The organism is Pseudomonas sp. stari2 (genome assembly GCF_040760005.1).
Taxonomy (GTDB): domain Bacteria; phylum Pseudomonadota; class Gammaproteobacteria; order Pseudomonadales; family Pseudomonadaceae; genus Aquipseudomonas.
Genome location: NZ_CP099760.1, coordinates 1,746,566 through 1,758,112, shown reverse-complemented (window position 1 = coordinate 1,758,112; position 11,547 = coordinate 1,746,566). Strand labels below are relative to the sequence as shown.

Genomic DNA, 11,547 nt, shown 5'->3' with positions numbered 1-11,547 from the left:
GGCCGACGCCACTCTTTGCCGCGGAGTTTACAGCCGCAACCGCCGCTGTGAAGCCCGAAATCCGGGAAAGTCCGCTGAAAGGTTAGCGAAAGGTTGGGCCGTTAGAGTCGGCCCACGGACAGTTCCGACTGCCGTCGCTGATGCCACACAGCGATAAGAAAAACGCCTCGAAGCGTTTTCGACCAATAAGAACAATAAACGGAGTACACCCCGCATGCCGTCCTTGCAGACCAAGGCTCATACGCCTGTTCGTCCTTCCCGTTTCAGCCACACCGCCCTTGCCAGTGCCGCCGCCCTCGCCGGTTTCGCACCGATGAGCTACGCCGATTTCATCGAAGACAGTTCTGCCACCTTCGAAACCCGCAACATGTATTTCAACCGCGACTTCCGCGACGGCACCAGTGCCCAACAGTCCAAGCGCGACGAGTGGGCCCAGGGGTTCATGCTCAATCTGCAATCGGGTTATACCGACGGCACCGTGGGGTTTGGTGTCGACGCGTTGGGCATGCTGGGGGTCAAGCTCGATTCGAGCCCGGACCGTACCGGCACCGGCCTGCTGCCGACCCATGATGACGGGCGCGCAGCGGACGAATATTCCAAGGTCGGCCTGACCGGCAAAATGAAGATTTCCGCCACCGAACTGAAAATCGGCAGCCTGATTCCGGAACTGCCGATCCTCAAGCCGAACGACGGGCGCATCCTGCCGCAGACGTTCGAAGGTGGTTTGCTGACCTCCAAAGAGATCAAGAACCTGACCTTCACCGGCGGGCGCCTGGAAAAAGCCAAGGACCGCGACAGCACCGATTTCGAGGACATTGCCCTCAACAACAAGAACGGCCGTTTCGCCGGCACCGTCGCCGGCAAGCACTTCGATTTTGCAGGCGTGGACTACAAGTTCACCGACAAGATCACCGGCAGTTACCACTTCGCCCAACTCGACGACGTCTACAACCAGCACTTCTTCGGACTGGTCGCCTCGCGGCCGATGGGTCCGGGCACCTTCGCCACCGACCTGCGTTTCGCCGTCAGTGACGATCAAGGTGCAGCCCGTGGCGGCAAGATCGACAACCGCTCGCTCAACGGTCTGGTCAGTTATGCCCTGAGCGGCCACAAGTTCACCGCCGGTTATCAGCACATGTCCGGCGACAGCGCGTTCCCGTATGTCGATGGCAGCGACCCGTTCCTGGTCAACTTCGTGCAGATCAACGACTTCGCCGGCGCAGAAGAACGCTCGTGGCAGGCCCGTTACGACTTCGACTTCGCCAGACTCGGCATCCCCGGTCTGAGCTTCATGAGTCGCTACTTGAGCGGTGACAACATCAAGCTCAAGAACGGTGACGAAGGCAAAGAGTGGGAGCGCAACACCGAGATCAAATATGTAGTACAAAGCGGCGCCCTGAAGGACGTTGCCGTGCGTTTGCGTAATGCCACTTACCGTTCCAACTACTCCGCTCGCGATGCCGATGAAGTGCGTCTGCTGGTGAGCTACAGCGTTGCCCTTTGGTAATTCAGTACGTCCATAACAACAACTCCCAAGGAGACATAAATGAACTTATCACTGCGTAAAGTCGCTCTGGCCGCTGGCGTCATGCTGTTCGCCAGTCAACTGATGGCTGAACCGAAACGCCCGGAATGCATCGCCCCGGCCTCCCCCGGCGGCGGTTTCGACCTGACGTGCAAACTGGCGCAAAGCGCGCTGGTCAACGAAAAGCTGCTGACCAAACCGATGCGCGTGACCTACATGCCCGGCGGCGTCGGCGCGGTGGCGTACAACGCCGTCGTGGCGCAGCGCCCGGCGGACGCCGGTACGCTGGTGGCCTGGTCCAGCGGTTCGCTGCTGAACCTGGCGCAAGGCAAGTTCGGTCGTTTCGATGAAACCAACGTGCGCTGGCTGGCGGCGGTCGGCACCAGCTACGGTGCCATCGCAGTGAAAAGCGACTCGCCCTACAAAACCCTTGATGATCTCGTTCAGGCACTGAAGAAAGATCCGAGTGCCGTGGTCATCGGTTCCGGCGGCACCGTCGGCAGCCAGGACTGGATGCAGACCGCACTGATCGCCAAAGCCGCCGGGATCAACCCGCGCGACCTGCGTTACGTCGCCCTCGAAGGTGGCGGCGAGATCGCCACCGCCCTGCTCGGCGGCCACATCCAGGTCGGCAGCACCGACATCTCCGACTCCATGCCGCACATCCAGAGCGGCGACATGCGCCTGCTGGCCGTGTTCGCTGAAAACCGCCTCGACGAGCCGGAAATGAAAGGCATCCCGACCGCTCGCGAGCAAGGCTACGACATTGTCTGGCCGGTGGTTCGCGGCTTCTACCTCGGGCCGAAAGTCAGCGATGAAGACTACGCCTGGTGGAAAGGTGCCTTCGACAAACTGCTGGCTTCCGAAGAGTTCGCCAAGCTGCGTGATCAGCGTGAACTGTTCCCGTTCGCCATGACCGGCCCGGAGCTGGACACCTACGTGAAGAAGCAAGTCGCGGATTACAAAGTGCTGGCCAAAGAGTTCGGCCTGATCCAGTGATCGTCTCTGTCTAGCGGCCATGGCCTCGCGCATCGAGGTCATGGCCCAGGAGTTCCTCATGCTGATTCAACGCATTTTTGCCTCGGTGTTGCTGCTGGCCTGTGCCGGCCTGGCACTGATGGCGTGGCCTTATCAGGCTGCGTTTTCCTACGAGCCGGTCGGCCCGCGGGCGTTTCCCCTGCTGATGCTTGGCCTGATGAGCCTGGCGCTGCTGTACATGGTGTTTCGCCCGGCACCGATAAAACACAGTGAAGACGAGCCGCCGCTGGACCGCGAAACCCTGACCAAGATCGGCATCTGCGTGCTGTTGCTGCTGGTGTTCGCCGGTCTGTTCGAACCGCTGGGCTTCATCCTCAGCAGTTGCCTGATCGGCATCCCGATGGCGCGCCTGTACGGCGGCCGCTGGTTGCCCAGCATCGTGGTGACCACGCTGATGGCCATCGGTCTGTACCTGCTGTTCGACCGTCTGATGGACGTACCGCTGCCCCTCGGCCTGCTCGACGTTCTGGAGAACTGATATGGATACGCTCGGATATTTGGGACAGGGCTTCGGCGTCGCGCTGAGCCCTTACAACCTGGTCACGGCGCTGACCGGTACGCTGATCGGCACCGTGGTCGGCCTGTTGCCGGGCCTGGGCCCGATCAATGGTGTGGCGTTGCTGATTCCCATCGCCTTCGCCCTCGGCTTGCCGCCGGAGTCGGCGCTGATCCTGCTGGCAGCGGTGTACCTGGGTTGCGAATACGGCGGCCGGATCAGCTCGATCCTGCTGAACATTCCCGGCGAAGCCTCCACCGTGATGACCACCCTCGACGGCTACCCTATGGCCCGCCAGGGTCTGGCCGGGGTCGCGCTGTCGCTGTCGGCGTGGAGCTCGTTCATCGGTGCGTTCATCGCCACCTGCGGCATGGTGTTGTTCGCGCCGCTGCTGGCGAAATGGGCGATTGCCTTCGGGCCGGCGGAATATTTCGTACTGATGGTGTTCGCGATTGTCTGCCTCGGCGGCATGGCCGGTGACCGACCGCTGAAGACGTTCATTGCGGCGTTGATCGGTCTGTTCCTGTCCAGTGTCGGCATCGACGCCAACAGCGGCGTGTACCGTTTTACCGGCGACAACATTCACCTGACCGACGGCATTCAGTTCGTGGTGCTGGTGCTGGGCCTGTTCTCGATCAGCGAAATCCTTCTGCTGCTGGAGAAAACCCATCGCGGCCAGGAAGCGGTGAAAGCCACCGGGCGGATGATGTTCAACTTCAAGGAAGCGGCGTCGGTGTTCGTGGTGAACATCCGTTGCGGCCTGCTCGGTTTCATCATGGGCGTATTGCCTGGCGCCGGCGCGACCCTGGCCAGTGCCGTGGCCTACATGACCGAGAAACGCATCGCCGGAGCCAGCGGCAAGTTCGGTCAGGGCGACGCGCGCGGCCTCGCTGCGCCAGAAACGGCTATCGGTGCCTCCGCCTGCGGCGCGCTGGTGCCGATGCTGACCCTCGGTGTTCCGGGTTCGGGTACCACGGCGGTAATGATCGGCGCGCTGTCGCTGTACAACATCACCCCGGGCCCACTGCTGTTCCAGCAACAACCGGACATCGTCTGGGGCCTGATCGCCTCGCTGTTCATCGCCAACATCATGCTGGTGATCCTGAACATCCCGATGATCCGCATCTTCACCCGCATCCTCGCCGTGCCGAACTGGGCGCTGGTGCCGGTGATCGCGATCATTACCGGGATCGGTGTGTACGCCGTGCATGCAACCACGTTCGACCTGTTCCTGATGGTCGGCATCGGCATCTTCGGCTACATCCTGCGCAAACTGGACTTCCCGCTGTCGCCGGTCCTGCTGGGGTTCATCCTCGGTGGTCTGATGGAGCAGAACCTGCGCCGGGCGCTGTCGATCTCCAACGGTGCGCTGGAGATTCTCTGGTCGAGCCCGATCACCTTCGGCGTCTGGGTGCTGACCGCGATCATGTTGCTGATGCCACTGCTGCGCATCTGGCGCAAACGCTCGGCCGCGCAACGCGCTATCGCCGATGTCTGATCGGCTCTCCCTTAAAGCGTGGTGGGGAACCCCGCTGGTCGGTCTGCTTGGCGGTTTCATCGCCAGCCAGATCGGCTGGCCGCTGCCGTGGATGGTCGGCTCGTTACTGGCGATCATCCTGGTGCGCTGCCTGACTCCGTGGCAACTCACCGAAATCCCTGGCGGCCGCAAGTGCGGCCAGTGGATCGTCGGGATCGGCATCGGCCTGCACTTCACCCCGCTGGTGATGGAGCAGGTACTGAGCCACTTCGGCCTGATCTTCTTCGGCGCGCTGGTCACCAGCCTGTCAGCGGTGGTCGGCGTGTGGCTGATGCGCCGCACCGGTGAGGATCGCGCCACGGCATTCTTCTCCAGCATGCCCGGTGGCTCCGGCGAGATGGTCAACCTCGGCGCACGCAACGGCGCGATGCTCAGCCATGTCGCGGCCGGGCAAAGTCTGCGGGTGCTGGTGGTGGTGCTGTGTGTGCCGGCGGCCTTCAAATATTTGCTGGGCGATGGTGCCCCGATTTCTCACGCCGGCAGCGTCGATTGGCGCTGGCTGGCGATTCTTTTTCCGGCGGGCGGTTTGCTCGCGTGGCTCTGGCAACGTCTGCGCCAGCCCAATCCGTGGCTGTTCGGGCCGTTGCTGGTCAGCGCGGCGGTGAGCATCGGCTGGGATCTGCACATCGGCCTGCCCAATGGTGGCAGTCAGATTGGTCAGTGGCTGATCGGCAGCGGATTGGGCTGTCACTTCAACCGGCAGTTCTTCCGCCGAGCGCCGTCGTTCATGGGGCGCACGTTGATCGGTACGGCGCTGACCATGTTGATAGCGACACTGGCGGCGTTGGGACTGAGTGCAATGACGCATCTGGATCTGCGATCACTGACCCTTGGCATGATGCCCGGCGGCATTGCGGAGATGAGCCTGACGGCGGAAACCTTGCAACTGTCGGTACCGCTGGTAACGGCGATGCAGGTGATGCGGCTGTTGTTCGTGTTGTTTCTGGCGGAACCGTTGTTCAAATACTGGAACCGCCATCCTTGAGAATCAGACCACTGACGGCAGACGCCACTCGATCGGCGCTTCGCCGTTCTGCTCCAGGAACTTGTTGGTGCGGCTGAAATGCCCACAGCCGAGGAAGCCGCGATAGGCCGACAGCGGCGACGGGTGCACCGAAGTCAGTACCAGATGCTTGGTGGCGTCGATCAGCTTCTGTTTGCTCTGGGCATGGGAGCCCCAGAGCATGAACACCAGATGCGGTTGCCGCTGGCTGACCACTTCGATGATCCGGTCGGTGAAAAACTGCCAGCCCTTGTCCTTGTGCGCATTGGCGTTAGCGCGCTCGACGGTCATGGTGGTGTTGAGCATCAACACGCCCTGATCGGCCCAGCTCTGCAGATAGCCATGGTTGGGGATGTCGATGTTGAGGTCGCGCTTCAACTCTTTATAGATGTTGACCAGCGAAGGCGGCGCCGGTACCCCCGGCTGCACCGAGAAGCACAAGCCGTGGGCCTGGCCCGGGCCGTGGTACGGGTCCTGGCCGAGGATGACCACTTTCACCTTGTCCAGCGGGGTGGAATTCAACGCATTGAAAATCAGCGGTCCCGGCGGATAGATTTCCTTGCCGGCCGCCCGCTCCTGCTGCAGAAAATTGCGCAACTCTGCCATGTAGGGCTGGTCGAATTCGGCACGCAGTGCCTCCTTCCAGCTCGGTTCGAGTTTGATACGGTCGTCAGCAGTCATGGTCATACCCGGCAAAAACAATGGGGCGAACCCTAGGAAAGCCGACCACGCTTGTCAATTGATCTGACGCAGATCCGGCACTTTCCCACACAGCGATCATACTGATCGTTCAAATTCCCGATCGAGGTCACGATGAATCTGCACTTCGAAGAACTCACCGGCACCGACGGCGCGCGCATCGGCGTGGCCACGCTGGATGCCGAAAAGACGCTCAACGCGCTGTCCCTGCCGATGATCCACGCCCTGAGCGACAAACTGAACACCTGGGCCAAGGATCCGCAAATCGTCTGCGTGCTGCTGCGCGGCAATGGCGCCAAGGCCTTCTGTGCCGGCGGCGAAGTGCGCAGTCTGGTGGAAGCCTGTCGCGCCCATCCCGGCGAAGTGCCGCCGCTGGCCGCACAGTTTTTCAATGCTGAATATCGGCTGGACTACAGCCTCCACACCTACCCGAAGCCGTTGATCTGTTGGGGCCACGGTTATGTGCTGGGCGGCGGCATGGGTCTCTTGCAAGGCGCGAGCATCCGGATCGTCACGCCGAGCAGTCGTCTGGCGATGCCGGAAATCAGTATCGGCCTGTACCCGGATGTCGGTGCCAGTTGGTTCCTGTCGCGCCTGCCGGGCAAGCTCGGTTTGTTCCTGGGTTTGACCGGCGCACACTTGAACGGTCGCGATGCGATTGATCTGGATCTGGCCGATCGCTTCCTGCTCGACGAACAGCAACAGGAACTGATCGACGGTTTGTTGCAGTTGAACTGGCAGGAACAGACCGCCATGCAGCTCAACAGCCTGCTCAAGGCGCTGCAGCAGGAAGCCGTGGCGCAAATGCCTGAGGCGCAATGGCTGCCGCGGCGGCAGCAGATCGATGAATGGCTGGATGTCAGCGACGTGACCTGCGCCTGGAAAGCCCTCAGCCTGCATCGCGACAGCAGCGACCTGTTGATTGCCCGTGCCGCGAAAACCATGAGCGAAGGCTCGCCACTGACCGCGCATCTGGTCTGGGAACAGATCGTTCGCGCCCGCCACTTGTCGCTGGCCGAAGTCTTTCAGATGGAATACACCCTGAGCCTCAATTGCTGCCGACATCCGGAGTTCAGCGAAGGGGTCCGGGCACGACTGATCGACAAGGACCACAAACCGCACTGGCACTGGCCGGACATCGCCCGGGTGCCGGAAGCGGTGGTCGAGGCGCACTTTCACAAGGTGTGGGAGGGAAGGCATCCGTTGGCGGATCTGTCCAGTTACTGAAATCCGGGCATAAAAAAAGCGGCGCTCAATGCGCCGCTTTTTTTGCGGTTGGTTACCAGCGGTTACCGCGCCAGTGATCACCGCGGTCATAGTTACCACGACCGCGGTGATCGTCCCAGCCACCACGACGGTGGCCATCCCAGCGTCCACGATCATCGCCATGCCAGCGGCGGCTCTCGTAGTAGCGCGGGGCCGGTTGGTAGTACCGGGGCGCCGAGTAATAACGTGGCGCCGGTTGGTAATAACGTGGCGCTGGCTGGTAGTAGCGCGGGGCCGAATAATAGGTGCTGCCGCCGCTGTAATAAGTGCCACCGCTGTTGTAGTACGAAGGAGATTGGGAGGTGTAGACCTCTGAGGTGTAGTAGCCATCTCCGTAGGAGTAAGGGACGCAACCGCCAATCGAAAAAAGCATCACGGCAAGCAGAAGAATTCGGCGATACATGGCGGCCTCCTGGACCGCGGGTAGCCACACCAGCGACGCTGGCAGGCGTCAGTCTTTCATTCGGCGACTGACGAAATATCTGACAGCGTTTTCGGAATCTGGTGCGTTTCAGTAACAACTTGATACAAGTGATTCATGAAATCTTGTTCATCCGCAAACGCCGCCATTCAGCCGCTGATTAGTGGTGGCCTCCATGGTATCCACCGCCGTGATAACCCCGCCCGTACCCTCCGCGATAACCATGGCCACCGTAGTAGTAATAGCGACCGCCACCGTAGTAGCGCGGGCCGTAATAGCCACCGTAGTAATAGGGAGAGTAATAGCCGGGATAGTAATAGGTTGCGGGGTAGGCATCGTAGCCGCCACCGTAGTAATAACAGCCGGACAGCCCCAGACCGAGCACTGCTCCCAGCAGCGCCCGACGCAGCAATTTTGCAGTACTCATGACGGCCTCCTGGAAGACCTGTGACAGCAGTCGGCACAGACCGGCTGACATCAGTTTTGACTGGCTAACCGCTACCGAGTGCCCATGCCCCACCGAGCATCGGATCAGCGGCCATTACGCTGCATCACGGTGCAGGCGCGCACCAACACAAAGCGTCGCCGCCACCTGCCAACCGAATCCCTCCACCCGCAAGCCGCGTAGCAGAAGGCTCGCCGCGACTTGGCACGCCTCTCGCTTCAGCAAGCCCGTGCAGGAGTCATCACAGGTTCGCGGCACCACAATTTGCAATGGCTGACTAGGGTTCCGGCTCGCATCTGCGAGTGGCTGGTCCGAGAGTTGGCGACCTCCAGTTGAGGTTACACGGCGGGACAAAAGCCCGGGAGACAAGCCACCGTTCGCGGTGCCGCGTTGCCTTCCTGTCCGCCCTCGATCAACTGGAGAAGCCACCATGTCCCGACTACGTTTGCCCGCCCTGCTCGCCGCCGCGTTCGCCGCGCTCGTCAGCACCCAATCCCCCGCCGCGCAGAAAGACCACTTCAGTGTCTGCTGGACGATCTACGCCGGCTGGATGCCATGGGAATATGTCGGCAGCCAAGGGATCGTCGATAAATGGGCGAAGAAATACGGGATCAAAATCGATGTGGTCCAGCTCAACGACTATGTCGAATCGATAAATCAGTACACCGCCGGTCAGTTCGACGGCTGCACCATGACCAACATGGACGCGCTGACCATCCCGGCCGCCGGCGGCGTCGACAGCACCGCGCTGATCGTCAGCGATTTCTCCAACGGCAACGACGGCATCGTTCTCAAAGGCGAGGGCAAGAAAGTTGCCGACCTCAAGGGTATGGACGTCAACCTGGTCGAACTGTCGGTCTCGCATTACCTGCTGGCCCGCGCGCTGGACTCGGTCGACCTGACCGAGAAAGACTTGAAAGTGGTCAACACCTCCGACGCCGACATTTCCGCCGCCTTCAACACCGAGCAGGTCAACGCCGTCACCACCTGGAACCCGATGCTCTCGGACATCAAGGCCAAACCCGGCGTGACCGAAGTCTTCAATTCCAGCCAGATCCCCGGCGAAATCATGGACATGATGGTGGTCAACAGCGCCACCCTCAAAGACAACCCGGCGCTGGGCAAGGCGCTGACCGGCGCGTGGTTCGAAGTGGTCGAGCTGATGAACGCGAAAAACGCTGCGAGTAAAGCGGCGCTGGAACATATGGCCAAAGCGTCGGGCACTGATCTGGCCGGATTCCAGGCGCAACTGGACACCACCAGACTGTTCGCCACACCCAAAGAAGCCTTGGCGTTCGCGACCAGCAAGCAACTGCCGGAAACCATGCGCAGGGTCGCCGAGTTCTCGTTCCAGCACGGTTTGCTCGGCGAAGGCGCCAGGGACACCAGTGCCGTCGGCATGACCTTCGCCAACGGCGTGACCAGCGGCGACACCGGCAATCTCAAGCTGCGCTTCGATCCGACCTACGTGCAGATGGCCGCCGACGCCAAGCTGTAAGCCACGGAGGATTTGGCCATGCGCCTGATCAATCGCCACCCGGATCGCCCGAGTCGCCTGCTGCTGGTGATCCTGCCGTTCGCCCTGGTGCTGTTCGCCTATTTCATGGGCTCGGCCGAGCGTCTGGCGGAGAACCCCAACGACAAACTGCTGCCCAGTGCCGTGCAGATGACCGATGCGGTGAAGCGCCTGGCATTCAATGCCGACAGCCGCACCGGTGAATATCTGCTCTGGCAGGACACCGCCGCGAGCCTGCAACGCCTGGCCATCGGCCTCGGTATCGCCGCGCTGGCCGGGCTGTGTCTGGGCATCGCGGCTGGAACCCTGCCGCTGTTCGGCGCACCGTTGTCGCCGATGCTGACGGTGTTATCGATGGTGCCACCCCTGGCGATCCTGCCGATTCTGTTCATCGTCTTCGGCCTCGGCGAGCTGTCGAAGGTGATGCTGATCGTGATTGGTATCACCCCGGCTCTCGCCCGTGATCTGGAACAGCGCGCGCGGGACATTCCGGTCGAACTGCTGATCAAGGCGCAGACCCTCGGCGCCTCGACCTGGACCCTGATGCTGCGCGTGGTTCTGCCGCAGCTGTTGCCGCGCCTGCTGATTTCATTGCGGCTGATGCTCGGTTCGGCGTGGCTGTTCCTGATCGCCGCCGAAGCCATCGCCTCCACCGACGGTCTGGGCTACCGGATTTTCCTCGTGCGTCGTTACCTGGCGATGGATGTGATTCTGCCGTACGTGGTGTGGATCACCCTGCTCGCCTGGCTGATGGACTGGGGCCTCAAGTGCCTGACCCGGCGTGCATTCCCCTGGTATGAGGGGGCAGCCAAATGAGCTTCATCACAGTGAAAAACGTCTGGCAGCAATACGCCGACCAAGTGGTGCTTGAAGGGCTGAACCTCAACGTCAATGAGGGTGAGTTCTGCACGCTGGTCGGAGCTTCGGGCTGCGGTAAATCGACCTTCCTGCGCCTGCTGCTCGGTCAGGAAACCGCCAGTCGCGGCGAGATTCTGCTCGACGGCCAGCCACTGGCCCGCGAACCGGATGCCAGCCGTGGCGTGGTTTTCCAGCGCTACTCGGTGTTCCCGCACTTGAGCGTGCTGGACAACGTCGCCCTCGGCCTCGAACTGCCCCGGGCGCCACTGCTCGGGCGTCTGTTCGGCCGCGCCAAACGCGACGCCCGCGAACAGGCCACGGCGCTGCTGCAAAAAGTCGGCCTCGGCCATGCGCTGGACAAGTACCCGGCGCAACTGTCCGGCGGCATGCAACAGCGGCTGGCGATCGCCCAAGCGTTGATCATGAGGCCGCGCGTGTTGCTGCTCGACGAACCGTTCGGCGCGCTCGATCCGGGCATTCGCAAGGACATGCACGCGCTGCTGCTGGAGCTGTGGCGCGAGACGCAACTGACCGTGTTCATGGTCACCCACGACCTGTCCGAAGGTTTCAGCCTCGGCACCCGTCTGCTGGTGTTCGACAAGGTCCGCCTCGACCCGCACGCCCCCGGTGCCTATGGCGCCCGGATCACTTACGACATCCCTTTGAACAGCGACCGCCGTGCCCAACGCGCCGCCGTCGACGCCCTGCCGGTGCAACTGGCAAGCGCCCTTCGAACCGCTTGA

The 11,547-nt window shown here is 61.8% G+C and carries 12 protein-coding genes and 1 riboswitch; of the genes, 9 read left to right on the top strand and 3 right to left on the bottom strand.

All coding sequences use genetic code 11. From position 1 onward, the window contains the following. Nucleotides 1–214 precede the first annotated feature (214 nt). From NH234_RS08075 to NH234_RS08055, 5 genes are read left to right on the top strand one after another with little or no spacing between them, the layout of a single operon-like run. Nucleotides 215–1,507, top strand: coding sequence for an OprD family porin (locus NH234_RS08075; RefSeq protein ID WP_085729997.1), 1,293 nt, complete (start codon nucleotides 215–217; stop codon nucleotides 1,505–1,507). Between the two features lie 39 nt (nucleotides 1,508–1,546). Further along, on the top strand, nucleotides 1,547–2,524 hold the full coding sequence (locus NH234_RS08070; protein WP_367256255.1) for a Bug family tripartite tricarboxylate transporter substrate binding protein: 978 nt from the start codon (nucleotides 1,547–1,549) through the stop codon (nucleotides 2,522–2,524). A gap of 58 nt (nucleotides 2,525–2,582) precedes the next feature. Further along, a complete protein-coding gene (locus NH234_RS08065) occupies nucleotides 2,583–3,041 on the top strand; it encodes a tripartite tricarboxylate transporter TctB family protein (RefSeq protein ID WP_085730118.1) in 459 nt (152 codons plus the stop codon). A 1-nt stretch (nucleotide 3,042) separates the two neighbouring features. Continuing rightward, complete coding sequence (locus NH234_RS08060) at nucleotides 3,043–4,557, top strand: tripartite tricarboxylate transporter permease (protein WP_085729996.1); 1,515 nt, start codon at nucleotides 3,043–3,045, stop codon at nucleotides 4,555–4,557. After that, entirely contained in the window at nucleotides 4,550–5,581 is a 1,032-nt protein-coding gene (locus tag NH234_RS08055; protein WP_085729995.1) for an AbrB family transcriptional regulator, read from the top strand. Before NH234_RS08060 ends, NH234_RS08055 begins: the two co-directional genes overlap by 8 nt. Nucleotides 5,582–5,584: 3 nt before the next feature. Here NH234_RS08055 and ung read toward each other — a convergent pair whose 3' ends face one another. Then, the gene (gene ung / locus NH234_RS08050; RefSeq protein WP_085710669.1) at nucleotides 5,585–6,280 is read right to left on the bottom strand and encodes a uracil-DNA glycosylase; all 696 of its coding nucleotides are present in this window, start codon (nucleotides 6,278–6,280) and stop codon (nucleotides 5,585–5,587) included. Nucleotides 6,281–6,412: 132 nt separating this feature from the next. Here ung and NH234_RS08045 point away from each other — a divergent pair, with 132 nt between their 5' ends. Next, the gene (locus tag NH234_RS08045) at nucleotides 6,413–7,525 is read left to right on the top strand and encodes an enoyl-CoA hydratase/isomerase family protein (RefSeq protein WP_085729994.1); all 1,113 of its coding nucleotides are present in this window, start codon (nucleotides 6,413–6,415) and stop codon (nucleotides 7,523–7,525) included. Between the two features lie 52 nt (nucleotides 7,526–7,577). On the opposite strand, the gene NH234_RS08040 is transcribed toward NH234_RS08045, so the two are convergent. Together NH234_RS08040 and NH234_RS08035 are read right to left on the bottom strand one after the other, a co-directional pair. Then, complete coding sequence (locus tag NH234_RS08040) at nucleotides 7,578–7,967, bottom strand: hypothetical protein (protein WP_085729993.1); 390 nt, start codon at nucleotides 7,965–7,967, stop codon at nucleotides 7,578–7,580. Nucleotides 7,968–8,145: 178 nt separating this feature from the next. Next, the gene (locus NH234_RS08035; protein WP_085729992.1) at nucleotides 8,146–8,412 is read right to left on the bottom strand and encodes a hypothetical protein; all 267 of its coding nucleotides are present in this window, start codon (nucleotides 8,410–8,412) and stop codon (nucleotides 8,146–8,148) included. A gap of 284 nt (nucleotides 8,413–8,696) precedes the next feature. Further along, nucleotides 8,697–8,797, top strand: a riboswitch (guanidine-I (ykkC/yxkD leader). A 63-nt stretch (nucleotides 8,798–8,860) separates the two neighbouring features. On the opposite strand from NH234_RS08035, the gene NH234_RS08030 reads away from it, so the two are divergent. From NH234_RS08030 to NH234_RS08020, 3 genes are read left to right on the top strand one after another with little or no spacing between them, the layout of a single operon-like run. Then, entirely contained in the window at nucleotides 8,861–9,928 is a 1,068-nt protein-coding gene (locus NH234_RS08030; RefSeq protein ID WP_085729991.1) for a putative urea ABC transporter substrate-binding protein, read from the top strand. An 18-nt stretch (nucleotides 9,929–9,946) separates the two neighbouring features. Continuing rightward, nucleotides 9,947–10,762, top strand: a complete 816-nt coding sequence (locus NH234_RS08025; protein WP_085703829.1) for an ABC transporter permease — start codon at nucleotides 9,947–9,949, stop codon at nucleotides 10,760–10,762. Next, nucleotides 10,759–11,547, top strand: a complete 789-nt coding sequence (locus NH234_RS08020) for an ABC transporter ATP-binding protein (RefSeq protein ID WP_085729989.1) — start codon at nucleotides 10,759–10,761, stop codon at nucleotides 11,545–11,547. The genes NH234_RS08025 and NH234_RS08020 overlap by 4 nt, the downstream gene beginning before the upstream one ends.

What these genes read in the sequence shown, in the direction of transcription:
- NH234_RS08075 (WP_085729997.1), top strand. Translation starts at nt 215, where the DNA reads ATGCCGTCCTTGCAGACCAAGGCTCATACGCCTGTTCGTCCTTCCCGT.
- NH234_RS08070 (WP_367256255.1), top strand. Translation starts at nt 1,547, where the DNA reads ATGAACTTATCACTGCGTAAAGTCGCTCTGGCCGCTGGCGTCATGCTG.
- NH234_RS08065 (WP_085730118.1), top strand. Translation starts at nt 2,583, where the DNA reads ATGCTGATTCAACGCATTTTTGCCTCGGTGTTGCTGCTGGCCTGTGCC.
- NH234_RS08060 (WP_085729996.1), top strand. Translation starts at nt 3,043, where the DNA reads ATGGATACGCTCGGATATTTGGGACAGGGCTTCGGCGTCGCGCTGAGC.
- NH234_RS08055 (WP_085729995.1), top strand. Translation starts at nt 4,550, where the DNA reads ATGTCTGATCGGCTCTCCCTTAAAGCGTGGTGGGGAACCCCGCTGGTC.
- ung (WP_085710669.1), bottom strand. Translation starts at nt 6,280, where the DNA reads ATGACTGCTGACGACCGTATCAAACTCGAACCGAGCTGGAAGGAGGCA.
- NH234_RS08045 (WP_085729994.1), top strand. Translation starts at nt 6,413, where the DNA reads ATGAATCTGCACTTCGAAGAACTCACCGGCACCGACGGCGCGCGCATC.
- NH234_RS08040 (WP_085729993.1), bottom strand. Translation starts at nt 7,967, where the DNA reads ATGTATCGCCGAATTCTTCTGCTTGCCGTGATGCTTTTTTCGATTGGC.
- NH234_RS08035 (WP_085729992.1), bottom strand. Translation starts at nt 8,412, where the DNA reads ATGAGTACTGCAAAATTGCTGCGTCGGGCGCTGCTGGGAGCAGTGCTC.
- NH234_RS08030 (WP_085729991.1), top strand. Translation starts at nt 8,861, where the DNA reads ATGTCCCGACTACGTTTGCCCGCCCTGCTCGCCGCCGCGTTCGCCGCG.
- NH234_RS08025 (WP_085703829.1), top strand. Translation starts at nt 9,947, where the DNA reads ATGCGCCTGATCAATCGCCACCCGGATCGCCCGAGTCGCCTGCTGCTG.
- NH234_RS08020 (WP_085729989.1), top strand. Translation starts at nt 10,759, where the DNA reads ATGAGCTTCATCACAGTGAAAAACGTCTGGCAGCAATACGCCGACCAA.